This window comes from Flavobacterium sp. PLA-1-15, from assembly GCF_049060005.1.
GTDB lineage: Bacteria > Bacteroidota > Bacteroidia > Flavobacteriales > Flavobacteriaceae > Flavobacterium.
The window spans coordinates 1-26,764 of the sequence record NZ_JBMGQS010000035.1; the positions used below are offsets into that span (position 1 = coordinate 1).

Annotated in this window: 23 protein-coding genes; 21 read left to right on the plus strand and 2 right to left on the minus strand. The window is 38.0% G+C overall.

Annotated features, from left to right (window positions below):
* From ACI6PS_RS14730 to ACI6PS_RS14745, 4 genes are all read left to right on the plus strand, one after another.
* Nucleotides 1–189 (plus strand): T9SS type A sorting domain-containing protein (locus ACI6PS_RS14730; RefSeq protein WP_421013338.1); only part of this gene is annotated, 189 nt, incomplete at its 5' end.
* A 196-nt stretch (nt 190–385) separates the two neighbouring features.
* Nucleotides 386–3,217: an excinuclease ABC subunit UvrA gene (gene uvrA / locus ACI6PS_RS14735; protein ID WP_421013339.1), complete on the plus strand. Its 2,832-nt coding sequence runs from the start codon at nt 386–388 to the stop codon at nt 3,215–3,217.
* 123 nt (nt 3,218–3,340) lie between these two features.
* Nucleotides 3,341–4,069, plus strand: coding sequence for a TIGR00730 family Rossman fold protein (locus ACI6PS_RS14740; protein WP_421013340.1), 729 nt, complete (start codon nt 3,341–3,343; stop codon nt 4,067–4,069).
* Between the two features lie 236 nt (nt 4,070–4,305).
* A complete protein-coding gene (locus ACI6PS_RS14745) occupies nt 4,306–7,056 on the plus strand; it encodes an aminopeptidase (RefSeq protein WP_421013341.1) in 2,751 nt (916 codons plus the stop codon).
* On the opposite strand, the gene ACI6PS_RS14750 is transcribed toward ACI6PS_RS14745, so the two are convergent.
* Nucleotides 7,057–7,695 (minus strand): hypothetical protein, encoded by a 639-nt coding sequence (locus tag ACI6PS_RS14750; RefSeq protein ID WP_421013342.1) that lies wholly within the window; start codon nt 7,693–7,695, stop codon nt 7,057–7,059.
* Nucleotides 7,696–8,045: 350 nt separating this feature from the next.
* Between ACI6PS_RS14750 and ACI6PS_RS14755 the strand changes: the two genes are divergently transcribed.
* From ACI6PS_RS14755 to ACI6PS_RS14785, 7 genes are all read left to right on the plus strand, one after another.
* The gene (locus ACI6PS_RS14755; RefSeq protein WP_421013343.1) at nt 8,046–8,759 is read left to right on the plus strand and encodes an esterase family protein; all 714 of its coding nucleotides are present in this window, start codon (nt 8,046–8,048) and stop codon (nt 8,757–8,759) included.
* Between the two features lie 36 nt (nt 8,760–8,795).
* Nucleotides 8,796–9,737, plus strand: a complete 942-nt coding sequence (locus tag ACI6PS_RS14760) for an ATP-grasp domain-containing protein (protein ID WP_421013344.1) — start codon at nt 8,796–8,798, stop codon at nt 9,735–9,737.
* 24 nt (nt 9,738–9,761) lie between these two features.
* The gene (locus ACI6PS_RS14765; protein ID WP_421013345.1) at nt 9,762–10,871 is read left to right on the plus strand and encodes a carboxylate-amine ligase; all 1,110 of its coding nucleotides are present in this window, start codon (nt 9,762–9,764) and stop codon (nt 10,869–10,871) included.
* Between the two features lie 50 nt (nt 10,872–10,921).
* The gene (locus tag ACI6PS_RS14770; protein WP_421013346.1) at nt 10,922–11,752 is read left to right on the plus strand and encodes a type 1 glutamine amidotransferase; all 831 of its coding nucleotides are present in this window, start codon (nt 10,922–10,924) and stop codon (nt 11,750–11,752) included.
* A 93-nt stretch (nt 11,753–11,845) separates the two neighbouring features.
* Nucleotides 11,846–13,039, plus strand: a complete 1,194-nt coding sequence (locus ACI6PS_RS14775) for a hypothetical protein (protein ID WP_421013347.1) — start codon at nt 11,846–11,848, stop codon at nt 13,037–13,039.
* Between the two features lie 3 nt (nt 13,040–13,042).
* On the plus strand, nt 13,043–13,579 hold the full coding sequence (locus ACI6PS_RS14780; protein WP_421013348.1) for a hypothetical protein: 537 nt from the start codon (nt 13,043–13,045) through the stop codon (nt 13,577–13,579).
* Nucleotides 13,580–13,817: 238 nt separating this feature from the next.
* Nucleotides 13,818–15,065 carry a DEAD/DEAH box helicase gene (locus tag ACI6PS_RS14785; RefSeq protein WP_421013349.1) on the plus strand — a complete coding sequence of 416 codons (1,248 nt, stop codon included), beginning with the start codon at nt 13,818–13,820 and terminating at the stop codon, nt 15,063–15,065.
* A gap of 86 nt (nt 15,066–15,151) precedes the next feature.
* Here the strand turns inward: ACI6PS_RS14785 and ACI6PS_RS14790 are convergent, their stop codons facing one another.
* Entirely contained in the window at nt 15,152–16,219 is a 1,068-nt protein-coding gene (locus ACI6PS_RS14790) for an oxidoreductase (protein WP_421013350.1), read from the minus strand.
* 133 nt (nt 16,220–16,352) lie between these two features.
* Between ACI6PS_RS14790 and ACI6PS_RS14795 the strand changes: the two genes are divergently transcribed.
* The 10 genes from ACI6PS_RS14795 (at nt 16,353) to ACI6PS_RS14840 (ending at nt 26,553) form a co-directional block, all read left to right on the plus strand.
* Nucleotides 16,353–18,314 (plus strand): KUP/HAK/KT family potassium transporter, encoded by a 1,962-nt coding sequence (locus ACI6PS_RS14795; RefSeq protein ID WP_421013351.1) that lies wholly within the window; start codon nt 16,353–16,355, stop codon nt 18,312–18,314.
* A 90-nt stretch (nt 18,315–18,404) separates the two neighbouring features.
* A complete protein-coding gene (locus ACI6PS_RS14800; protein WP_421013352.1) occupies nt 18,405–19,274 on the plus strand; it encodes a helix-turn-helix domain-containing protein in 870 nt (289 codons plus the stop codon).
* Nucleotides 19,275–19,372: 98 nt separating this feature from the next.
* On the plus strand, nt 19,373–20,578 hold the full coding sequence (locus ACI6PS_RS14805) for a hypothetical protein (protein WP_421013353.1): 1,206 nt from the start codon (nt 19,373–19,375) through the stop codon (nt 20,576–20,578).
* Nucleotides 20,579–20,771: 193 nt separating this feature from the next.
* Nucleotides 20,772–21,698 carry a geranylgeranylglycerol-phosphate geranylgeranyltransferase gene (locus ACI6PS_RS14810; protein ID WP_421013354.1) on the plus strand — a complete coding sequence of 309 codons (927 nt, stop codon included), beginning with the start codon at nt 20,772–20,774 and terminating at the stop codon, nt 21,696–21,698.
* Nucleotides 21,691–22,272, plus strand: a complete 582-nt coding sequence (locus tag ACI6PS_RS14815) for a Maf-like protein (protein WP_421013355.1) — start codon at nt 21,691–21,693, stop codon at nt 22,270–22,272. The genes ACI6PS_RS14810 and ACI6PS_RS14815 overlap by 8 nt, the downstream gene beginning before the upstream one ends.
* Before the next feature lie 13 nt (nt 22,273–22,285).
* A complete protein-coding gene (locus ACI6PS_RS14820) occupies nt 22,286–22,819 on the plus strand; it encodes a mechanosensitive ion channel domain-containing protein (protein WP_421013360.1) in 534 nt (177 codons plus the stop codon).
* A gap of 113 nt (nt 22,820–22,932) precedes the next feature.
* Complete coding sequence (locus tag ACI6PS_RS14825) at nt 22,933–24,132, plus strand: AI-2E family transporter (protein ID WP_421013356.1); 1,200 nt, start codon at nt 22,933–22,935, stop codon at nt 24,130–24,132.
* A 30-nt stretch (nt 24,133–24,162) separates the two neighbouring features.
* Nucleotides 24,163–24,993, plus strand: coding sequence for an MlaE family ABC transporter permease (locus ACI6PS_RS14830; RefSeq protein ID WP_421013357.1), 831 nt, complete (start codon nt 24,163–24,165; stop codon nt 24,991–24,993).
* Nucleotides 24,990–25,769: an ABC transporter ATP-binding protein gene (locus ACI6PS_RS14835; RefSeq protein ID WP_421013358.1), complete on the plus strand. Its 780-nt coding sequence runs from the start codon at nt 24,990–24,992 to the stop codon at nt 25,767–25,769. The genes ACI6PS_RS14830 and ACI6PS_RS14835 overlap by 4 nt, the downstream gene beginning before the upstream one ends.
* A gap of 4 nt (nt 25,770–25,773) precedes the next feature.
* Nucleotides 25,774–26,553 carry an MlaD family protein gene (locus tag ACI6PS_RS14840; protein WP_421013359.1) on the plus strand — a complete coding sequence of 260 codons (780 nt, stop codon included), beginning with the start codon at nt 25,774–25,776 and terminating at the stop codon, nt 26,551–26,553.
* Nucleotides 26,554–26,764 lie beyond the last annotated feature (211 nt).

Consider the following 26,764-nt stretch of genomic DNA (forward strand, 5'->3'; position numbering starts at 1 on the left):
AACAACATCCCCTCAACAGATACTGCCGTATCCGGCGAATTGGTAGACATGAACGGACAAACCAGAACAACCGTTCAGATCAACAACAACCAAGCCTCCTTCTCGGTAGCAGGCCTGCCAATTGGAGTTTACATCCTAAACATCGACGTAAACGGCCAAGTCGAAGGACATCAAATAGCTGTAGAATAACCTTAAAAGCAGTTTATAACATCAAAAGGGTTTGGCTTCGCAGCCAAACCCTTTTTCTATGCATCCATAACAGACACCCTGCAAAAGACAAACCGCAACCCACCGCCTCCCCTTTCAAAACAATTTATTAAATAATTTACATACTCCAAGCCAAAGTGCTAACTTTGCTTCCGACCTATTCAGGATTGACAAAAATATGCTAGAATCAGACAATACTATAGAAGTTTTGGGCGCCCGCGTCCACAACCTCAAAAACATCGACATCTCCATTCCTCGTGAAAAACTCGTAGTCATTACCGGACTTTCAGGATCTGGAAAATCATCACTTGCCTTTGATACCATCTATGCCGAAGGACAGCGCCGTTATGTAGAGACCTTCTCTGCCTACGCCCGACAATTCCTCGGTGGATTGGAACGTCCTGATGTGGATAAAATCGATGGCCTCTCCCCTGTTATCGCCATCGAACAGAAAACGACCAGTAAGAGTCCGCGTTCAACCGTTGGTACCATTACCGAGATATACGATTTCCTTCGTTTGCTATATGCCCGTGGTGCCGATGCCTTCAGTTACAATACGGGAGAAAAGATGGTCAGCTACAGCGATGAACAAATCAAGGAATTGATTTCAGAAGATTTCAAGGACAAGCGCATCAATATTTTGGCTCCGGTCATCCGTGCTCGAAAGGGTCATTATGCCGAACTTTTCCAACAGATTGCCAAACAAGGCTTCTTAAAAGTTCGCATAAACGGCGACATCAAAGACATCACGCCTGGTATGAAACTCGACCGTTATAAAACGCATGACATAGAGATTGTGATCGATAGAATCGTAGCCGACAACAGTCCCGAAAGTGAAAAACGCTTGATGGAAAGCATCAATACCGCTATGTACCACGGCGAAAATGTGTTGATGGTTTTGGAACAAGACAGCAAAGAGGTGCGTTATTTCAGTAGGAATTTAATGTGTCCGTCAACCGGTATTTCCTATCAGAATCCTGAACCGAATTTGTTTTCGTTCAATTCTCCAAAAGGAGCTTGTGACCATTGCAACGGATTGGGAACGGTCAATGAAATCAACATCAAGAAAATCATACCAAATCCAAAAATGTCCATCAAACAAGGTGGTTTCGCTCCTTTGGGCGAATACAAATCGACATGGATATTCAAGCAATTGGAAATCATCGGAGAAAAATATAGTTTTAAATTGACCGACCCGATTGAGAAAATTTCTCAAGAAGCGATGGATACCATTTTGAATGGTGGAAAAGATAAATTCGCAGTAGAATCTAAGGTCTTAGGCATCACAAAAGAATACAAGATCGAATTTGAAGGTATTTCGCATTTCATCAAAAACCAATTCGACGAAAGTGGTTCAACCACCATCAAACGTTGGGCGAAAGAATTTATGGACGAAGTAAAATGTCCGGTTTGCGAAGGTTCCCGATTGAAAAAGGAAGCATTGTATTTCAAAATCAATAACGAAAACATTCATGAACTGTCTTCAATGGACATTTCGGATTTGACGGTTTGGTTCAATGATTTGGAAAACCATTTATCGGACAAACAAAAACGAATTGCAACCGAGGTCATCAAGGAAATCAAGGACCGTTTGGCGTTTTTGATGAATGTTGGTCTGGATTATCTGTCGTTGAGCAGAAGTTCAAAATCACTTTCGGGTGGTGAAGCACAACGCATCCGATTGGCAACTCAAATTGGTTCGCAATTGGTGGGTGTATTGTATATTTTGGATGAGCCAAGTATTGGTTTGCACCAAAGAGACAATGAAAAACTCATCCGTTCGTTGGAACAATTGCGTGATATTGGCAACTCTGTTTTGGTGGTAGAACACGATAAGGACATGATAGAACGTGCCGACTATGTGATAGATATTGGTCCGAAAGCAGGAAAATACGGCGGTGAAATCATCAGCAAGGGAACGCCTGCGGAAATTCTGAAAGAACACACCCTTACGGCTTCGTATTTAAACGGCGAACGTGAAATTGAAGTACCAAAACAACGCCGTGAAGGAAACGGAAAGTCGATGAAACTTACGGGAGCAACCGGAAACAACCTTAAAAATGTTTCGATAGAATTGCCACTCGGAAAGATGATTTGTGTAACGGGAGTTTCAGGAAGTGGAAAATCGACTTTGATTAACGAAACCCTCTACCCGATTCTGAATGCTTATTATTTTAATGGTGTAAAAAAGCCTCAGCCTTACAAAAAGATTGAAGGCTTGGAACACATCGATAAGGTAATTGACATCGACCAAAGTCCGATTGGAAGAACGCCACGTTCGAATCCGGCTACTTATACGGAAGTTTTTGGAGAGATACGAAACCTCTTCACGATGACTTCAGAAAGTATGATTCGCGGTTATAAGGCAGGACGTTTTAGCTTCAACGTAAAAGGCGGAAGATGTGAGACTTGTGAAGGTTCAGGTGTACGAACCATTGAAATGAATTTCCTTCCTGATGTGTATGTGGAATGCGAAACTTGTCAAGGAAAAAGATTCAACAGGGAAACATTGGAAATCCGTTACAAAGGAAAATCCATCTCGGATGTATTGAACATGACAATTGATGAAGCCGTTCCTTTTTTCGAAAACATTCCTAAGATTTACCGTAAGGTAAAAACGTTACAAGATGTTGGTTTAGGCTATATTACATTGGGACAACAAAGCACAACACTTTCGGGTGGTGAAGCACAACGTATCAAATTGGCTGGAGAATTGGCTAAAAAAGATACTGGAAATACCTTTTATATTCTTGACGAACCAACAACAGGATTGCATTTCGAAGACATCCGCGTACTGATGGAAGTCATCAATAAATTGGTGGATAAGGGAAATACCATCTTGATTATCGAGCATAATATGGACGTTATCAAACTAGCGGATTATATTATCGACATCGGACCAGAAGGCGGAAAAGGTGGCGGAACCGTGGTAGCCAAAGGAACTCCCGAAGAAGTAGCGAAGGTTAAGAAGAGCTATACGGCTCAATTTTTAAAGAAAGAATTGCATTAAAATAATACTGTCAAATAATAAAGTTTTTCTATATTGCCACTGATTACTATGACAACACAACTAGTAGCATAATAATCGTAGAACCTAATTGCCCTAGAAAGTAATTATAAATTGAATTTTAAAATGAGATTAGAAGATTTTGACAATGATGAGGATAAAATAATCCAAGACCGTTTAAAACAAAAGACTTGGAATGAAATAAGAACCAACGATTCTTGGGCCATCTTTAAGATTATGGCAGAGTTCGTAAACGGATATGAAACAATGGGAAGAATTGGTCCTTGTGTTTCGATTTTTGGTTCAGCCAGAACGAAGCCGGAAGACCATTTCTATCTTTTGGCAGAGAAAATTGCCTTTAAAATCAGTAAGGCTGGATATGGTGTAATCACTGGAGGAGGTCCTGGAATTATGGAAGCGGGTAATAAAGGAGCACATCTAGGTGGCGGAACTTCGGTTGGTTTAAATATCGAATTGCCTTTTGAACAGCATTTCAATCCGTATATCGACAGGGATAAAAACTTGAACTTTGATTACTTCTTCGTAAGGAAAGTAATGTTCGTAAAATATTCTCAGGGATTCGTAGTGATGCCTGGAGGTTTTGGTACGCTTGACGAAATGTTTGAAGCGATTACTTTGATTCAAACCAAAAAAGTAGCAAAATTCCCTGTAATCCTTGTAGGGCGTGACTTCTGGTCAGGCTTGATGGATTGGATCAAGACTGTTTTGGTTGAGAAATATGCAAATGTCAGTCCGGGCGACCTCGACCTGATTAAAATTGTAGATACTGAAGAAGAAGTGGTGGAAGTGTTGGATAATTTCTACAAGAAATACAACCTAAGCCCTAACTTCTAAAACTATTAGGAACGCTTTTACGTATAAGTTCACAAGGATGTAACATTTTTTGTTTTTCTTTGTGAACTTTGTTTTTTTAGTGGAATCCAAAGCAACCTATACAATAAATTACATCTTATAGTGTTTACAATTGCTATTGAAATTTGAAAAATAACCCCTTGAAATACATTCCTAAAATTATAGTTTGCCTTGCTTTGTTGGTTTCAACGGGTTTTTATGCACAGCATCATTCTAAAATGGAAGTCCTTGTCAATCCAGACAGCAAGACGCTTACTGTTAGGCAAGAATTGACGTTCTACAACCAAACGAATGATACCTTGGCAACACTGATTTTAAACGATTGGAACAATGCCTATTCTTCTAAAACCACTCCCCTAGCAAAACGTTTTTCGGATGAATTTGTGAGAAGTTTTCACGTTGCAAAAGAAGACGAACGTGGCAGTACCAACGAAATCATTATAACGGATGACAGCAATACGAATCTGGAATGGAACAGACCTTTCAACCATCCTGATTTGATTCAGGTTTCGTTGCCACAAGGATTACTTCCTAATCAAAAAATAAAGTGCGTCCTGACTTACAGTCTTAAACTTCCTAGTGACCGTTTTACCAATTATGGGTATGGCGATAATGGAAAAATGACCCTCAAAAGTGGCTTCATTACTCCTGCTCGATATGAAAATGGGAATTTTGTACAATACAGCAACAATAATTTGAACGATATAGCAAATGCTGTTTCTGATTTTGATATAACCGTTCGAGTTCCTAAAGCGTATGACGTTACCTCAGACCTTTTTTCAGAAAACACAACTGATAATAACTCAAAAACCTATAAATTATCAGGCAAAAACCGCATTGATTTCAGTCTTTATGTGGAGCAGAACAGCAATTTCCGTAGCTTCAAAAAATCCGACATTGAAGTGGTTACCGATTTAAAAACCAAGAATGTAGACGATGTTCGAAAAGCTTTGTTGATCAGTCAGATGATGGATTTTGTCAAAGAAAACATCGGAGCTTATCCACACGGAAAACTAGTAGTTTCGCAATCCGATTACGACCAAAATCCTTTTTACGGATTGAACCAATTGCCTTCATTTTTGAGTCCGTTTCAGGATGATTTTTTGTTTGAAATTAAATTTCTGAAGACTTATTTAAACAATTACCTCAAAACCAGTCTTCGGCTAGACCCAAGAAAGGACAATTGGATTTACGATGGGATGCAAATGTATATGATGATGCGCTACATCGATGAATTTCATCCCGATAGCAAGATGATGGGAAGCGTTTCGAAGTTTAGATTATTGAAAAGCTATAATCTTACCAATTTGCCCTTTAACGACCAATACAGCTATTTTTATATGCTGATGGCTCGAAAAAACCTCGACCAACCAATTGGCGATCCTAAAAACACCTTCATCAAATTCAACGAGCAGATTGCCGGAAAATACAGAGCTGGTTTGAGCTTTAAGTATTTAGATCATTATCTTCAAAACAACATTGTAGATAAAAGTATCAAGGAATTCTTTGCACTTAATAAAGAAAGACAAAGCAATCGTGAGGACTTTGAAGGCATCTTAAAAACGAATGCTTCCCAAAATATCGATTGGTTTTTCACCACTATTATCGACTCTAGGGAAATTGTGGATTATAAATTCAGTGATTATTCCCGAACAAAGGACAGCATTACATTTACTGTAAAAAACAGAACCAATACTACGGTTCCGATTCCTGTTTATGGCTTGAAAGGGAAAGAAATTGTGTTCAAGCAATGGTATGAAAACATCAGTACCGACAGCACTTTTACGGTTGACAGAAAGAATGCCGACAAAATCGTCATCAATTATAAAAATGAAGTTCCAGAATTCAATTTAAGAAACAACTGGAAATCGCTGCAGTCTTTCTATCCCAACAACAGGCCTTTTAAATTTGTGTTGATGAAGGATTTGGAAGATCCGTATTACAATCAGATTTTGTATGTTCCATCGTTGATTTACAATTTGTATGATGGTCTTGCTCCGGGATTGAGATTTCACAACAAGACGATATTGGACAAACCTTTTATCTTTGATGTAAGTCCAACGTATTCACCGAATACACAATCTTTGGTTGGAAGTTTTTCATTGGCAGTCAACCAATATGACCGAAAAAGTGACCTCTACAACACAAGATATTCGGTTAACGGAACCTATATGCACTATGCTCCGGACGCGACCTATTTGAAGATAAATCCAACTGTTTCGTTACGCTTGAGAGAACCTGATTTTAGAGACAATCGAAAACGCGGCTTTATTGCACGTCAGGTAATGGTCAATATGCAAAAAACGGACTACGAAGCAACCTTTAATAATATCAATGAAAACTACAGTGTTTTCAACGCAAAATATTACGATACCCGAACGGAAATCACCAAGCATTTCAATATTTCCACGGATTTGCAGTTATCAGGAAAATTTGGAAAAACAGCAGCAGAAATAGGCTATCGAAAATTATTCAATGACAACAGGCAAATCAATATTCGTTTGTTTGCCGGTGCCTTCCTATACAACAAAACCGATTCGGATTATTTCAGCTTTGCCTTGGATCGCCCTACAGATTATTTGTTTGATTACAACTATTACGGAAGATCCGAAAGTACTGGTTTTTTCAGCCAGCAATTGATTATTGCTGAAGGAGGATTCAAATCTAAATTGATAAATCCGTATGCCAATCAATGGATTGCAACTACAAATGCCAGCTTTAATGTTTGGAATTGGGTCGAAATATACGGAGATGCCGGTTTTATGAAAAACAAAGGCCAAAAAGAGCGTTTTGTTTACGACAGCGGTGTTCGATTGAACCTTGTAACCGATTATTTTGAGTTGTATTTCCCAGTATATTCAAACAATGGTTGTGAAATTGCCGATAAGAACTATCAGGAAAAAGTGCGGTTTATCATTACTTTCAGCCCTAGCGTATTGGTGAATTTGTTTACCAGAAAATGGTTCTGATTATTCCTTTACAATAATAAACGAAGCCTTGAAACCAGTAGACATGTTCCATTCGCTTGAATAAAGCTGATTGCCTTTATCCATAATAATAAAAGCACCTGTATTTGGAAAATACTGTCCTTCATTCAAAGCGATAAAATCAATCTTGTTAAAACCTGGAACAAGTTTTATGACGAGCGTTTTAAAATTTCCTTCGAGGAAAATATTATCCATAACCACTTTGTCATTCTGCGTTACTTTCAGCAAATCACCATCAACGGCTTGGGGATCACGATAAAGGACTTTAATCGTTTCCGATTTTGTCTTGAAATCTCCAAAATATTGATCGCGTCTAAAAACTTTTGCATCTCCATTGCCCTCGGTTTTTAGACCATCATTCATTTTTTTCGTATATCGGTCGGCTGGATTTAAAAATTCTTCCTTTTTCATGTTCACGTTACTCTTGTTTGTCCATTCATCAGGAACATTCATCTTAGGCTTAACGTCAAAAATGCTCGGCTTTTTTTCTGGAGTAATAGTAGGAAGGTTTGGCGTTGGAGCGGGCATGGCAGGAATCACTCTAGGATTGCTGATGATATCCTGAGCATGCGTTTCTGAGAAAAGAAAAAATGTAAAAACGAGTAAAATGAGATATCTCATAGTTTAGAAAAAGTCAATTTATTCAATGCGTTAAATGTAAAAATTACTAATTAAAATTCGGGTCAACTAACTTCAAATTAACTAAAAATTATAGGTTATGACAAAAATCTCATCAGTTATACCCTATGTTTAAGCAATAATCAGACCTTTTTTATTGATTAAAACGCAACAAGCAACTTTATTTTTAATATAATTTATTGTTTTGTTAATATAAACATCTATATTCAATCATTATAATAATTATTTTTAGTATCTGCATAGACCTCTTACAATTACTGATTATTTTCATTATAATTGTTTAACAGTTTTTTAAACCAAATAGAAATTAATTACCATTAAAAATAATTACTATGAGAGAAGAATACTTCAAGTGGTACTCACCTAACCTGAGCCGTGAAATTGAAATGCTTGTTTTTGGTCACGCGGGATACCCAGTAATCCTCTTCCCTACTTCAATGGGAAGTTATCACGAAAACAGAGACCAAGGACTTATAGAATCTGCAAGATGGTATATCGAACAAGGCTTGATCCAAATTTTTTGTCCGGGAAGTATCGACAAGGATAGTTTTTACAACAAGAAAATCCACCCCGTCCACCGAATTCAAAACCATGTGTGGTACGACAAGATGATCTGTCATGAAATTGTTGAAAAAGTCAGACACAACACGGGTTCTGGAAAAGTGGCCGTTGCGGGTTGCAGTTTTGGCGGCTATCACGCTGCTAATTTTGCTTTTCGCCATCCGGGCTATGTGAGCCACATGTTTTCAATGAGTGGCGCCTTCGATATCAAGAGTTTTATGGACGGTTTTCATAACGAAGATGTCTATTTCAACAGTCCGGAAGATTTCCTTTACGGATTGGACGACCCGAATTTATGGCAGATGGACATCGTTTTGGGCACTTCAAATTGGGACATCTGTTTAGACGCCAATCTCAATATGAGCAGGGTTTTAAGCAACCGAAGTATTGAGCACTGGCTTGACATTCGCCGTGACAGACAGCACGATTGGCCTGTGTGGAAAGAAATGTTTCCGCATTATTTATCACGAATCAAATTTTTCTAGCATACCTTTAAAATAAAACAAAACACAAAAAAAATTATGAAAAAAATCGGAATCTTATTTGGAATGGAAGATACCTTTCCGCAAGCATTTATAGACAGAGTAAACTCAAAAAACGAAAAAGGAATTATTGCCGAAGCCGTTTCTATTGACAAAGTAGTTCAAAATAAAGGTGGCGAATATGCCGTAATCATTGACCGAATTTCTCAAGATGTACCATTTTATCGTGCTTATTTGAAAAACGCCGCATTGACGGGAACAAACGTCATCAACAATCCCTTTTGGTGGAGTGCCGATGATAAATTTTTTAACAACGCTTTGGCTGATACTTTAGGAGTGCCGCTTCCAAACACTGTAATCCTTCCTTCTGCAGAACACCCAACCGATACAACCGGAAAATCTTTTAGAAACTTGGCTTTCCCTTTGGATTGGGATGGTATTTTCGATTATATCGGCTTTCCAGCCTATATGAAACCGTATGCTGGTGGTGGTTGGAAAAACGTTTATCGCCTTGAAAGCAAGGAAGAGTTTTGGGAGAAACATAGAGAAACCGGACAATTGGTAATGCTTCTACAGGAAGAAATTGTGTTCCAAGATTATTACCGCGTGTATTGCCTTGGCGGGAAAGCGGTTAGAATTATGCCTTATGAACCAAGAAATCCGCATCATTTGCGCTATGTAGTTGAAAATCCAAATACCGATAAAAAGTTATTGGCCACCATAAAAGATTATACGCTAAGACTTTGCAAAGGTTTGGGATATGATTTCAATACAGTAGAATTTGCCGTAAGAGATGGGATTCCGTATGCGATCGATTTTGGAAATCCAGCTCCCGATGCCGATATCAATTCGGTAGGTCAGGAAAATTTTGATTGGGTTGTGGAAGAAGCCGCTAAGATGGCAATCGCTGCCGCAAAAAAACAGAAACCAGGCCAGATGAACCTCACATGGGGAACATTTATAAAAGATGCTGCGAAATAAAATAAGGCAATTAACAAAAACAAAATGACGAAAAAATTACCCGTATTTACTCTTGGAGTTGAAGAGGAATACCAAATTATTGACCCTATTACAAGGGATCTACGCTCTCATCTATCAAAAATTGTCGATGGTGCGAAAGTTTTCTTAAACGAACAAGTAAAGGCCGAAATGCACCAATCGGTTGTAGAAGTTGGAACCAACATCTGCAAGAGTGTCAAGGAAGCACGAGAAGAAATTACTTTTTTAAGAAAGAAAATCGTTGAACTTGCCGACAAGCAGGACCTTGTTGTGGGTGGAGCCGGAACGCATCCTTTTTCAAGATGGCAGGACCAGCCTATTACCGATGATCCGCGTTATCACACCATTGTAAACGAATTGCAGGATGCCGCGCGTTCCAATCTGATTTTCGGAATGCACTGCCATGTTGGAATTGAAAACCGTGAAATCGGACTGCAATTGATGAATCAGGCGTGTTATTTCCTGCCTCATATTTTTGCGCTTTCTACCAATTCTCCTTTTTGGGAAGGAAGACAAACCGGTTACAAATCGTTCAGAACCAAGGTTTTTGATAAATTTCCGAGGACAGGTTTGCCGGAATATTTCGATAGTGTCCAAGCGTATGACAATTATTTGGAAACATTGGTAAAGACGAATTGCATTGATAATCCTAAGAAAATCTGGTGGGATTTAAGACTGCATCCTTTCTATGATACAATCGAATTCAGAATCTGCGATATGAGCTTGACCGTTGACGAAGCAATGTGCATCGTTGCGATTATACAAGCCGTTGTCGCGAAATTGTACAAGCTTACGATGCAAAATACAAGTTTCAATATTTATAGGATTGCTTTAATTCGGGAGAATAAATTCCGTGCCGCACGTTATGGAATCGACAACCACATGATTGATTTTGGGTTGCAAAAAGAAGTAGAAACCAAAATGCTGATCCTGGAATTATTGGAATTTATTGACGATGTTGTAGATGAATTGGGAAGCCGTGATGAAATCAATTATGTGCATAAAATTATGGCCGAAGGAACCGGAGCCGATAAACAATTGGCCATTTTCGAAAAAACAAACGACCTGACAAAAGTGGTTGATTTTATTACGAGCGAGTTTACAAAAGGTTTATAATTAATATTTTATCTTTGCATTTAGTTTACAATCCGTTAAAATAAAATAGAATGAGTGACCAATCTATAAAAATTGCAATCCTTGACATGTATGATGGAGAACCGAATCAAGGGATGCGTTGCATTATCGATATCATCAACCGATTCAATCAAGTCGTGACCTTCAAGATTTTTGATGTAAGAGGAAAATCAGAATTGCCCGATATTAAGAAATTTGATATTTTCATTTCAACTGGAGGACCAGGAAATCCGCTGGAAGGCGATGGAAATTGGGATTTGAAATACTACGATTTCATCGATGCCTTGACCGTTTGGAACAAGGAAAACAATATCAAAAAGCACGTTCTTTTTATCTGTCATTCGTTTCAGATGGCGTGCAAACACTTTGGCTTGGCCGAATTGACAAAGCGAAATGATACTTCTTTTGGTGTGATGACGATACATAAAACCAAAGAAGGCATGAACGATCCTATTTTTGAAGGCTTAGCAGATCCTTTCTACGGAATTGATTCCCGTGATTATCAAGTTGTTCAACCGAAGCTGGCTATTTTTGCGAAAAAAGGTGCCAAGATTATTTCTTTGGAAAAAATCCGCGACCATGTGCAATACGAAAGAGCTATTATGGCCGTGCGTTTTTCAGAATATATGGTGGGAACTCAGTTTCATCCAGAAGCCGACCCTATCAGTTTTGTAGCCAATATGCGAAATACTGAAAAAAGGGAAAAGATCAAGAAGATGAAAGGCAAACGAAAGTTCCGAAATATGCTTGAAGATTTGCTTGATGAGGATAAAATTTATAAAACCAATGAAACCTTGATTCCAAATTTCCTTCGAATTGCGATTAATGATTTGATGCGAACGAAGAAGATTTTATCGAATTAATTATCATTCATTTTCACAGAAAAACGGCCACGAATTCACAAATTTCATTTTGAATTTGTGGCTTTCTTAATTTCCAACTAACCAAAACCAAAGATGATTTCAAAATACAGACAACTTTTCAACGACAGTTTTTCAGAGAAAAAATACCAGGAATTTAAAGAAGATATTGCTTCCGATTTTGATTACATGCCTACTTTCAGGATGGCAGAATCACCTTTTTTTATTTCAAATGAATTAAAAGCACAACTTTTAGAAGGTTGTCAGGATGTTATTGATTTAATTCAACAGGACAATTTCAAAGAACTGACAAATAAATCTTTAGAACTAAACAGTAAAGTTCCAAACGAAGATGAACATACTACTTTTTTAGCCATTGATTTTGGTATTTGTGAAGAAGACGGAAAGGTCATTCCGAAGCTGATTGAGGTGCAAGGATTTCCTTCGCTATTCAATTATCAATATGTTTTGTATGATAAATTTAAGGCACATTATCCCTTTTTGGATGAACTCACGCCTTTTATAAACGACATTTCCCCTGAAGAATATTTGAAGATTATCGATGAAGCAATTCGCAACGGTCATCCCAAAGAAAATGTAATCCTTTTGGAGATTGAACCTGAAAAACAAAACACCAAGATTGATTTCTATTATTGTAAAAGAGACATCGGAATCCCGATTGTTTGTGTAACCGAATTGATTAAGAAAGGTCGAAAATTGTATTATAAGAATGAAGCTGGAGCTGAAATCGAAGTAAAACGTATTTACAACCGTGTTATTTTTGACGAGTTGGAATTGCGAAAAGACTTGAAAATGGAGTTCAGCTTTTCAGATGATTTGGATGTGGAATGGGCCGGACATCCGAATTGGTTTTTCAGGATCAGTAAATTTATCCTGCCGTTCTTGAAAGGAAAATATTTTATTGAAACGACTTTGCTGAGTGATTTAAAGGAAATTCCGGAAGATTTGGAGAATTATGTCTTGAAGCCTTTGTTTTCGTTTTCAGGAAGCGGTGTGATTTTTCACGTCAGGAAAGAAGATATTGAAGCGGTTACGGAAAAGGAATTGTATATTTTGCAGAAGAAAGTCAACTATATTCCCATCGTGCAATCGCCTGATGGAAAGGTGAAGGCAGAAGTCCGTGTGCTTTGTGTTTGGCGAAAAGAAGACAAAGCTCCTACTCTATTGTGCAACCTGGTTCGCTTGAGCCGTGGTGAAATGATTGGGGTAAAATTCAATAAGGACAAGGATTGGGTTGGTGGCACTTTGGGGTTGTTTGAGAGGGAATAGCTTATGGATTTGAATTATAAATTAAAAGAAAATTATTTTTTACAATTGCAATTGTATTTTGCAAAGAATGATGGACGAGTAAGGAAACAGATTATAAGAGGTACTTTTGTATGGTTTATTATACTTGCTATAGTTTCTGTTTTTGCATTCAGAGGATTTGACAATCCTTTTAGCTATTTTTTTCCACTGGCAGCCCTACTGTCTTTAATCTTTTTTCCTTCTCGAATAAAAGAAAGTATTTTTAAAGAATATCAAGAAAGTATTAAAGCATATAAAAATGAATTTGACAAAGATGTGAATTTAAAAATTGAGGATGCTTACATTTCTGTAATAGATATTGACAAAGAAGTGAAATTCAAAATTGAAACGGTTGAAACAATAATTGAAACGGGTAAGTTCTTTTATATTAAACTTCTAACAAGTTCTATTATTATTCCTAAAGATGATTTAGAAGATGTTAACCAAATAAAGCAAGCGCTACTAATTTTATCCGAAAAACTAAAAGTAAACTATAAATCAGATTTGGATTGGAAATGGTAATCTAAATCTTTTACCAAATGATTATTTCAATTCCTAAAGTTTCCAACAGCGAAGCTAGCCCCGATTGAAGTGGAAATCCTTTTCTTTTTTTTCTTTAAAAAAAGAAAAGATTTTAACGGAAAGCGGGATTGGCTCCTGAAAACAACCTAAACCGCCACTATTCTACACATTACAAATATTAAACCTATCTTTGCAACCTCTTTGTGCTTAATTCAGAGCACTTGAAAGACTTATTTATATGTTATTTGAAGATTTATCACTTTCCAAAAGTATCCAAAAAGCGGTTCACGAAATGGGATACTTGGAACCAACTCCTATACAGCAACAGGCTATTCCGCTGGTTTTAGACGGCAGAGATTTAGTAGGTTGTGCTCAAACCGGAACTGGAAAAACGGCCGCATTTGCTATTCCAATCATCCATCAATTGCACAGAATTGTAGGTTCGTCCAAGAAATCGAAGCAAATCCGTTGCCTTGTGGTGACGCCAACAAGGGAATTAGCAGTGCAGATTGGACAAAATTTTGACGCTTATGCGAAATATACAAATTTGACGCAACTGACCATATTTGGTGGGGTTTCGCAGGTTCCACAAGTGGATGTTTTACGCAAAGGTGTTGATATTTTGATTGCCACTCCAGGACGTTTATTGGATTTGCACAAGCAAGGTTTTATTGATTTGGATCATTTGCACAACCTTGTTTTGGACGAAGCCGACCAGATGCTGGACATGGGTTTTGTGAATGATGTAAAGAAAATTGTAAAGCTTACGCCAAACAACCGCCAGACGTTATTATTTTCTGCTACGATGCCTATTGCGATTCGCGAACTGGCTGAAATGTTTTTGAAAGATCCGGCTACCGTTTCTGTTTCGCCTGTTTCTTCAACTGCAGAAAATGTGGAGCAGAGAATCTATTTTGTAGACAAGACCGAGAAAAGAAATTTGTTGTACCATTTGATTCGAAATGAAAAATTGACGGATTTGTTGGTTTTTTCAAGAACGAAACACGGTGCTGATAATGTGGTGAAAGCGTTGCGCAAACACGGCGTTGCCGCTGAAGCCATTCACGGTGACAAATCGCAAAGTGCAAGACAACGTGTTCTGGATGCTTTTAAGGCGAAGGAAGTAGGCGTTTTGGTTGCAACCGATATTGCAGCACGTGGAATTGATATCGACCAACTGCCATTTGTAATCAATTTTGATTTGCCGAATATTCCGGAAACATACGTTCACCGAATTGGTAGAACGGGTCGCGCTGGAAATGGAGGAATTGCAATCTCTTTCTGCAGCAAGGACGAACATCCGTATTGGAAGGATATCCAAAAATTAATCAAGGTGGATGTTCAAACGATTACTGATCATCCTTATCCTTGGAAAGAAGGCAGTCCTGAAGCGGGAGAAAAACCTAAGAACTCCAACCGAAGCGGTGCCGCTCACAAATCCAGAAAATCAGCAGGTTCTAAACAGAATAAGAAACGCTGGTATTAATTCAGAATTGAGAAATTAGAATTGAGAAGTTAGATAAAAAAAGCCTGAAATGAAATCGTTTCAGGCTTTTTCAGGTTTAAAAGGAATTATCTCTTCTTGAAATTTACCTTGACGATTTTGTTTTTTCCTGCCGCAATTGCGGTTGAATCGTTCAGGAATCGTATGGTGTACAAATCTTTATCCGTAGAAAATTGCTTCCAGTTTTCGCCTGAATCGGATGAATAATGCAATCCTGAAGAACCCACTACAACTAATTGTTTTCCGTTGCTGTTGGGAACATATTGAACGCACGAAGCATAACCGAATGCTTTTTTATCTGCAATTAAATTCCATGTTTTTCCACCATCTTTCGTAATGGCTTTATTGCCGAAGTTTTGGTTTGGCTTTTCATAATTTCCTCCAGCGATGAATCCGTTTTTGGAATCGTAGAAATCGGCTGTGAAAATTCCGGTCATTGCTTCGCCTTGTACGATTGGCGTATTGAAAACTTCCCAAGTATTTCCCTTGTCGGATGAATGAAAGACGCGTGCTTTTTTTCCACCCGATACCATCCAGGTATTATTTCCTTTTATAATTAAATTGGTATTGCTTGCGGCAAAAGCGGCTTCACCTTCGGTTATTTTAGGAAGTTGATCGCAAGAAAGCTTTTTCCAGGTGGCTCCTCCATCTCTTGTAACAATTACCGAAAGACAATCATCTGTTGGGTCGCCCATTGCTATTCCTTCTTGGTCGTTCCAAAATTGCATGCTGTCGTAGAATACCTTTTCGTGTTTTTCCTGATAAACCAATTTGATTTCGGAACCGTCCTTTGAAATCCGATACAACAAAGCCGGACTTCCAACATTTAGAATAAAAATGTGTGAAGCTGTTTTGGCTATGCTTCTGAATTCTAACTTCAGCGTATCTTTTGCAACATGACCGTTGAAATCTTTCTTATTGTTCAAATCAAAATAACCATACTTGCCATTGTTTCCAGCATACCAAATCTTTCCAGAATCAATCGAAATTGCCCTGATGGATATGCTATCTGTAAAAATGTTATCAACAGTTGCAGCGGTAAATGGAACAGCTTCATTTTCAACCACCTGAATCTCTTTTTCTTTGCAAGATGTTATTAATGAGAAACTTAACAGAATAAAAAATAGTCTTTTCATATCAAAATTGATTAGCGTTACAAACTTACTTTTTTTAAATGAATGAAAGAAAACGATATAGCAATTATTGGCTACTGTTAAAATGTTAAACTTATCTGAATTTTAATTAATTTTGCTCCTTTAATATCATTTTATGAGCGCTTCGCATAAGAGTCATCTGAGTAAATTATCATTAGCTGGATTACTGGTAACTTTAGGTATAATTTACGGTGACATCGGGACTTCTCCGCTGTATGTAATGAAGGCAATTATTGGAAAAGAACCTATTATAGCTGATATAGTTTTAGGTGGCGTTTCCTGTATTTTCTGGACTTTGACACTACAAACCACCATCAAATATGTTTACATTACGCTGAATGCCGACAACCACGGTGAGGGTGGTATTTTTGCATTGTATGCATTGGTAAAACGAACGAAGGTCAAATGGCTGATTGTTCCCGCCGTTATCGGAGGAAGCGCCTTGCTGGCCGATGGGATCATAACGCCTCCCATTTCGGTTTCGTCTGCTGTGGAAGGACTTCGTTCTTTTTATCCTGAATTGAATACCGTACCGATTGTTATTGGAATCTTATTCGTTCTTTTTTCCATTCAGCAATTCGGAACCAAGCTCGTTGGTAAGTTTTTTGCCCCAATGATGCTGATTTGGTTTGGTATGTTGGGAACCTTGGGAGTCATCCAAATTGTCGATCATCCTGAAGTTTTTAAAGCCATCAATCCCTATTATGCTTATCATTTATTGTCCATCCATCCCGAAGGTTTCTTTGTTTTAGGAGCTGTTTTCCTTTGTACGACTGGAGCTGAAGCCTTGTATTCGGATATGGGACACTGCGGCAGAAAGAATATCCGTGTGAGCTGGATTTTCGTAAAATCGACTTTGCTTCTGAATTATTTCGGACAGGCATCGTACTTGATTATGCAAGAAGGAAAAACGTTGCATGAATTAGGTGGAAAATTCGCCAATCCGTTTTATTTGATTATGTCAGATTGGTTCCATCCTATCGGAATTGGAATTGCTACGGCTGCAGCGGTAATTGCTTCACAAGCGGTTATCAGTGGATCATTTACCATGATAAACGAAGCAATGCGTTTGAATTTCTGGCCAAAAGTTAAAATCAAATATCCAACGGAATTGAAGGGACAATTATACATTCCATCGATAAACTGGTTGCTGTTTTTAGGCTGTGTTGGCGTTGTGTTGCACTTTGAAGTTTCAGCAAGAATGGAAGCAGCCTATGGTTTGGCAATCATTCTGTGCATGATTATGACCACCTTGCTCCTCACCTATTATTTCTTGATCAAGAGGGTAATTGGCTTTGCCATTATTGGAATCATTTTGCTATACTTATCCATCGAGATTTGTTTCCTTATCGCAAACATGAAGAAATTCAGTGATGGAGGTAACTTTACATTGGCAATTACCGCCGCGCTTATTATCTTGATGGCAACTTGGTTCAGGGCCAAGAAAATCAGCAAGGCTTATACTAAAATGGTGAAGATTGCAGATTATAAAAAAGTCCTTCAAGAGTTGAGTACCGATATGAGTATCCCGAAATATGCAACCCATTTGGTGTATATGACCAATGCCGGACGTGTGGACGAGATTGAAGAAAAGGTATTGTATTCCATCTTACAAAAACGCCCAAAAAGAGCCGATATTTATTGGTTTATACACGTAAATATCTTAAACGAGCCTTATAAAACCGAATATAAAGTTACCGAAATCATCAAAGACGATTTGATTCGGATTGATTTCAATCTAGGTTTTAGAGAGCCTACGAAAATCAATATCATGTTCAAGGAAGTATTGAAAGACATGGTAAAAAATGGCGAAGTGGACGTTACCAGCCGTTATGAGTCATTGAATAAAAACAACATCTTGGGTGATTTCAAATTTGTACTTTCGGAGAAATTCCTTTCGAACGACAGCGATATGCGTTTTGACGAAAAGCTAATTATGAATACTTATTTCCTAATCAAAAAATTAAGCTTGTCTGAAGAGAAAGCGTTTGGTTTGGACAGTAGTTCGGTGAAGATTGAGAAATTCCCGATGGTATTGCATCCGCCGGAAAGGATTTGCATGAAACGAATTGATTAATAAAGAAGCCACTAGTGATAGTGGCTTTTCTTTTGGAGAATTCGGACATTTCGTTTTATTTGGTTAATTTTATATCTCTTAAATCACATTATGATTAATGTCCTGAATATAGATCAACTTCAAAACGAAGAAAACGAAAAAGATTTCTACGTAAACAACCTTCGTGAACATATACTTCAAAACAAAAGCAAGATTACAAAACCACACAAACACAACTCGTACCTGTGTATCTTATTTACAAAAGGAATTGGCACTCATGAAATTGATTTTAATACCTATTCCGTAAAACCTGGAAATCTCTTTGTAATCTCTCCTGGAAAGACGCATCATTGGGAACTTTCGGATGATGTGGATGGTTTTATTTTTACCCATACAAAAGAGGCCTACGATTTGCATTATTCCCACAACATGATTGCTAATTTTCCTTTTTTTCAATCGGTTCAAAATAGTCCGTTGATTGAATTGGCAGATAATCAAATTGGAGAAATTGTTTCGTTATTTGAATCGATGTTATCGGAATATCAAAAGCAGGAAATACTGAAACATCAAGTTTTGGTGAGCTATTCGGACATAATGTATGCACAGCTTTCTAGAATTTATCTAAAAGATGAAAAGGAGCAAATCGTCAATCATGGTTTGTATGCACAGAAATTTAACGAATTGGAAAAGCTAATTGAAGAACATTTTATAACGGAAAAATCGCCTTCACAATATGCTTCAATGCTCAATATTACTCCCAAACACCTCAACCGCATTACTCAAAGCGTGATGGAAAAAACAACTTCAGAGGTTATTCTGGATAGAATTATACTCGAAGCAAAAAGAGTGATGCTCCACACCAGCAAAAGCTTCGCTGAAATTGCAATAGGCCTGGGCTATGACGATTATGCTTATTTTTCAAGGCTTTTCAAGCAAAAAACAGGCATCACTCCTTCTCAATTCATCAAGTACTATCAATGATTTAGTTAATTAAATATTAAAATAAAATTCGTGGCACAGATGTTGGAATTATGGTCATAAGAAAAAACCAAAAACCTATAACCATTAAATTACGCATCATGAAAACGAAAATACTTACCCTCGCACTGTTTGCTTTTTTATTCGCAAACGAAACCTATGCACAAGATGTGACTACGGTTAACGCAAAAAACTCAGACATCAGTGATAACCTCGATTTGAGAGCCGTTGCTTCTATCTTTGGAGATTCTGAAAATCTTGAGGATTTTGAAAGACGATTGAACGATCCAAAAAACCAGATATCAAACCTTGACTTGAATTATGACAGACAAGTTGATTATTTGAGGGTTATTGAATCTGTTGAACGCAATACACACTTGATTATTCTTCAAGCGGTTTTGGAAAAAGACGTTTTTCAAGATGTTGCTACGATTGAAGTAGAAAGAGACAGTAACAACAACGTTCAGGTTCAAGTGGTGGGAGACGTTTATATGTACGGAAGCAACTATATTTATGAGCCGGTTTATGTTTCTAGACCGATAATTTATAATGTGTTTTGGGCCGATGTGTACCGCCCGTATTATTCTCCATATTACTGGAATTACTACCCAAGTTATTACTACGGTTGGGCTCCTTATCCGGTTTACAGATATAGAAACCACATTCACGTTCACATCCATCAGCACAACACTTACAATTATGTAAATGTGAGAAGAAGTGATAGAGCGGTTGCCATGCACAGTACAAGACGCTCAAATGGATATGAAAGGCAGTATCCGAACCAATCTTTTACTAGAAGAAACAACAACGTAGCCAACCGTTATGAACTTGATAGGACGAGAAACGTAGGCGGAACAAGAACGGCAGAAACAAGAAACAGTGGCACAAGAAATGCAAATACTACTAATGCTACACGTAACAAAACGCTTGGTTCAACTAGAGGAAACAACGCAGTGAGAACAAATACTACTCCTGTTAGAAGTGAAGCTGGAAGTGTAAGAAGCAATAATCCTGTAAGAGCTACTAAGCCAACAAGAAACGAATCTGGAAGTGTAAGAACAACGGCACCGACAAGAGTCCAATCTGAAAATGTACGACCAGCGAATACAGCGCCAACTAGAACACAGCCTGTACGTTCTGAAACCAGAAGCAATACTGCTACACCAACTAGAAATACAACACCAACAGTTCAGCCACAAAGAAGTACTCCTGCAAGATCACAAAGTGTGAGTCAGCCACAACGATCACAAAGATCTGAAAGCGGAAACTCAAACAATTCTGAGCAAAGAGGTTCTGGAAGAAGATAAATCCAAAATACATAAAAGCAAAAGCCCGAAAGTGATTTCGGGCTTTTTTGTTAAAAATCGCAAATAAAATTAGATAATCGCTATAAAGAAATTATCTTTAGGTTTGGAATGATTCAAGCTACAAGTGACTATAGATAACTCACAAACAGCAATTTGACCTTTTATAAAACATTAAAAACAAAGTACTTTTCCGATGAAATTTTTAAAACTCATCCGTTATCAGAATTTATTGATGATTGCCCTGATGCAATTAATCTTCAAATATGGCTTTTTAGACCTTCAAAATATTCCGCTTGCACTAAACGATTGGCAGTATTTGCTTTTGATTTTGACTACTGTGTTGCTTGCCGGAGGTGGTTACCTCATCAACAACATATTTGATAAGGAAACCGACAACATCAACAAACCCGATGATGTGGTGGTTGGAAAATTTATATCCGAAGACAAAGCGTTTAACACCTACATTGCCTTCAATATTGTTGGAGTTGGAATTGGTTTTTATCTTGCCAATGTTATTGGCAAACCTGCATTTGCCTTGGTATTCATCTTGATTTCTGCCGTTTTATATTTATATGCTTCAAGCCTGAAACAGAGCTTATTGATTGGAAATGTAATCGTAGCCCTATTGACCTCTTTTACGGTAATCATCATCGGAATATTTAATTTATATCCTTTGATTACGCCAGACAATCAAGCATTTTTAGGGTTGCTTTTTAAAGTGCTATTGGATTATGCGATATTCGCTTTCATCATTAATTTCATTAGAGAAATCGTAAAAGATCTTGAAGATGTGAACGGCGATTACAATCAAGGAATGAACACCTTGCCTATCGCACTTGGCGTAACGAGAACAGTAAGAGTTGTGTTCTTACTCAGCTTTATTCCGATTGTAATTTTATTGTATTACGTCAACGAATATTATTTTATCAATGAATTGTATATCGCAACCATCTATTGTCTGTTGCTTATCGTGGCACCATTGATTTATTTTACCGTAAAAAGTGCTTCTGCCAAAAACAAGCAGGACTTCCATCATTTGAGTCAGGTGCTGAAGTTTGTGCTGTTCTTCGGAATCCTATCAGCCTTAATTGTAAACCTAAACATCCATCTAAATGCTTAAAGATAAGTTCAAAAACCACAACATTATATTGGCTTCGGGTTCGCCGAGAAGACAGCAATTTCTGAAAGATTTGGAGTTGGATTTTGAAATCAGATTAAAGGATATTGAGGAAATTTACCCAGAAGAATTGAAAGCAGAAGAAATCACGAATTTCTTGGCAGAATTGAAAGCAAATGCTTTTGCAGGTGAATTGAATGAAAATGACATTCTAATTACTAGCGATACAATTGTTTGGTTCAATAATAAAGCCTTGGGAAAACCAAAGGATTACAACGATGCTTTTCAGATATTAAAATCACTTTCGGATAACACGCATGATGTGATTACTTCGGTTTGCATTAAAACAACTGAAAATACCGATGTTTTTTATGAATTGACTAAAGTGACTTTTAATGAATTATCGGATGAGGCGATTCATTATTACCTCGAAAATTATAAGCCTTATGATAAAGCGGGTGCTTATGGTATCCAGGAATGGATTGGTTTTATTGGGGTTTCGAAAGTAGAAGGTTCCTATGCGAATGTAATGGGATTGCCTGTAGATAAGGTGTATAATTACCTAAATAGCTTATAAAAAAGAAAAAATGATGTCATTTATCAATCAATATTTTGTTGAAATAATCTCAACCGGAATTGTAATTATCGTTGCATTACTCTTGCGTCTTGGAAGTACAAAACTAGTTAAAAGATATTCGAAGAGAAGTGAAGTTTTAGAACATAGAACCAATCTTGTCATCAAATACATCAGCGTTTTCTTGACTGTATTGTTTTTCACAGCGCTCTTCATCATTTGGGGTGTAGAAAGCAACGAGCTCTTTATGACGGTTTCTTCGGTTTTAACGGTAATTGGAGTAGCATTATTTGCACAATGGTCCATTTTGAGCAACATCACTTCGGGAATCATTTTGTTGTTTTCATTCCCATTTAAGATCGGCGATACCATCAAAATCCACGACAAGGATTTCCCTATCGAAGCAGAGATTGAAGACATCAATACTTTTCATACTTTATTGAAAACCAAAGAAGGAGAAATAATTACCTATCCTAATACTTTGCTGTTGCAAAAAGGGATTTCAATTATTAAAAATCACTCTTTCGACCATCAAGAATTTACAGATTAATTTTATTAAAACGTGTAAATCCTGTAACTTATTTTTTTTTTCCTATAACGCTTCTTGCTTTCAATTGTCTAATATTTGCTAAAGATTAAGTAACCCTAACTTAACATAGCAATATGAACGACGTTTACAAATTCCCTTTTTACGCTAAACTTGCCTTTGTATTGGTAAGTTTGATTTCGATCTTCTTTGTGTTTTATATCGCACAGGGAATAATCGTACCCTTATTGGTTGCGGTACTTTTTGCAATTTTGTTGCGTCCAATTATGCTTTTCCTGAAATCGAAGTTGCGGTTCCCGCACATTCTTGCCGTAATCGTTTCCGTATTGCTGTTTGTGGTTTTCATAATTGGGATCATCACATTCTTATCTTGGCAAATCAGTGATTTTGTGAGCGATTGGGACAAGATCCAGTCGAATATTAAAATCCATATTGCCAATCTCCAGACCTATGTGAGGGATCATTTCAACATCAGCAACAAGGAACAGGAAGAATACATCAATTCGGCTACGTCCGATTCTTTAAAATCAGGCAAGCAGATGATTGGAAGTACCTTGATGTCGTTTACCGATACGCTATTCAACTTGGCTTTGGTGCCTATTTATATGTTCTTATTTCTTTTATACAGAACCCATTTTATCAAATTTCTTTGCAAATTATTCAAACCACAATACCACGAAAAACTACAGGATATTTTAGGGAATGTAAAACTAGCGGTAAAAAGTTACCTCGTTGGTCTAACCATTCAGCTGATTAGTGTGGCCACTTTGACGAGTATCGGTTTGTGGATTGTAGGTGTGAAATATGCCATCTTATTAGGTGTTATAACTGGAATCCTGAACCTTATTCCTTATGTCGGAATTATGTTTGCCTATGTCATCAGCATCTTTGCTTCGCTGACAGGTTCTCCCGATTTATCACTAGTGATTGGCGTATTGATTGTAAATGCGGTCGTGCAATTTATTGACAACAACATCCTGGTGCCGATAGTAGTGAGCTCAAAAGTCGAAATCAACGCACTTGTTTCCATCGTTGGAATCATTATTGGAGGATCGCTGGCCGGAGTGGCGGGAATGTTCCTTGCCATCCCTTTGCTTGCCATCCTGAAAGTGATATTCGACAGAATTGACGGACTCGATCCTTGGGGTTATCTGGTTGGAGACGACTTGCCCAAAACGTATGAATGGAATCATATAAGGCTTCCGTTGTATAACTATGAAAATTCTACCGATACCATCAATGTAATAAACAAAGACGAGGCATCTGCAACCATTTTCACGGAAACCACTACCAGTCCAGAAAATAAAAATGAATAAAACATTAATCTTTACAAATCTAAATTCAAAATGAGACAACCGATTACAAAGATTAAAACATACGCAAGGAAAAAAACAGAAGACCTTACGGACGAAACCATTCATCGAAAAAACAGCATTCAAAAGTTTTTGATCAATGTGGCCGATGTGTCGATGTTTGTCACCAACGTATTCAAAAACACGTTTGCGCGAGGCTTCGAATTCAGGGAGTTCATCAAGCAGTGTTTTCAAATAGGAAACAAATCGTTGGGGTTGATTTCCGTTACGGGATTGATCATAGGATTGGTCTTGACCATCCAGGCACGTCCCGTGTTGGTCGATTTTGGAGCCGTAACCATGCTTCCGGGAATGGTCACGATTTCCATTATCCGAGAAATGGGACCGGTAATTACGGCACTTATCTGTGCAGGTAAAATCGGTTCGAGTATGGGTGCCGAAATTGGTTCGATGCGTGTTACCGAGCAAATTGATGCTATGGAAGTTTCATCGGCCAATCCGATAAAATTTCTAATCGTGCCGAGAGTTCTTGCCGCTACTTTGATGCTGCCTATATTGGTTCTGTATGCAGATGCATTGGGAATCCTTGGCGGATGGCTTGCTGCCAACATCAAAGGCGATGTGAGTTTTGTGCTTTTCATCACCCAGGCCTTTGGCGATGTAGAGTTTGCCGACCTCTTCCCTGCCGTCATCAAAACCTTCTTCTTCGGAGCCGTGATTGGTTTTGTAGGATGCTACAAAGGTTTTAATGCAGGACGCGGAACAGAAAGTGTAGGTATTGCAGCCAACTCTGCCGTAGTAATGGCTTCACTCCTAGTAATTATTGTAGATCTTATTGCAGTTCAAATAACAGATATCTTATGAGCGAGACCACTACAACTACAGAAAACGTAATCGAGATACAGGACCTCAGCATCCGATTTGGTGCCATGCAGGTTTTGGACGGACTGACACTTGAACTTCGAAAAGGAGAAAATCTCGTAATCCTAGGAAAATCGGGAACCGGAAAATCTGTGCTCATCAAATGCATTGTGCGTTTGCTCAAGGCAGATTCAGGAATGATCAACATCATGGGCGATGAAGTAAACGGGATGAAATTCAAGGAACTCGAGGATGTACGCCGAAAAATTGGTTTCCTCTTCCAAAGTGGTGCCTTGTATGACTCCATGACCGTTCGGCAGAATCTTGAATTTCCTTTACGAAGAATGAAGGAGAAAATTTCTAACGAGGAAATTGAAACCAAAATCAAGGAAGCACTGGAAAATGTAGGCCTGCCTGATGCCATCGACAAGATGCCATCGGAACTATCGGGCGGGATGCGAAAACGTATCAGTCTGGCGCGAACCATCATTGTAGATCCAGCGATTATGCTCTATGATGAACCTACGACGGGACTGGATCCGGTTACTTCAAACGAGATTAGCTTACTGATTAATGATATTCAAAAGAAATACAAAACCTCTTCCATCATCATCACGCACGACATTGAATGTGCCAAGACAGTAGCCGACAGGCTCATCATGCTCAAGGAAGGAAAAGTATACAAAGAAGGAAAACTGGACGAGTTTGAAAATACTGATGATGAATTAGTAAACTCCTATTTCCAAAGTCAACATAGTAAAAACCCAAAAGAATTATAAAAAAATGGAAACGCAAAGCAACAATTTCAAAGTACGTCTGGGATTATTCATAATCGTAGGAATCATACTGTTTTTCCTTGCCATCTTCATCATCGGAAAACAAAAAAACCTTTTTGATCCGGTGTTTAAGGTAACGGCCGATTTCAGAAACGTGAGCGGACTCCAAGTGGGTAATACGGTTCGTTTTTCGGGAATCAATATCGGTACGGTAGATAATATTAGAATCATCAACGACTCCATGGTAAAGGTGGACATGCTGGTAAAAAAGGATGTTCAGAAATTTATAAAGGTGGACAGCAAGGCCGGGATTGGGTCGGAAGGAATCATTGGCGACAAGGTGGTGGTGCTTTCTCAAGGAAATTCAAACTCTAATATCGTAAAAGACGGCCAAAGAATTGCATCGACAGAACCTGTAGAAACCGATGCCATCATCCAGAGCCTTCAAGTAACGTCTGACAATGCGGCCATTGCATCTAATGAAATTGCCGAAATTCTAATGAAGATCAACCGTGGTGATGGAACTTTAGGGAAATTGATAAACGATAAAGGCATGGCCAATGAAATTGACCAAACCATCAGCAACCTAAAAAGCAGTACAAAAGGTTTGGATGAAAATATGGAAGCGGCCAAACACAACTTCCTGTTGAGGGGCTACTTTAAGAAAAAAGAAAAAGAGGAAGCTAAAAAGAAAAAGGAAGCCGCCGAAAAAGCGGAGAAAGCAAAAAAAGAGGCTGAAAAGAAAGCGGAAGAAGCTAAAAAGGAAGCCGAGAAAAAGAAAAAATAAAATTGTTCTAGAAATTGAAAAACTACATTCTTGCGGATGTAGTTTTTTTTTGTCTGATAATTATTGATCGTATTTCATAAATCGTATTTACGTTGTACTACTGTACAATCCTATTTTACAAGTGCTTTTAACCATTGTACAACTGTACAACCCTATTTTGCAAGTGCTTTTGACCCTTGTACAACTGTACAACCCTATTTTGCAAGTGCTT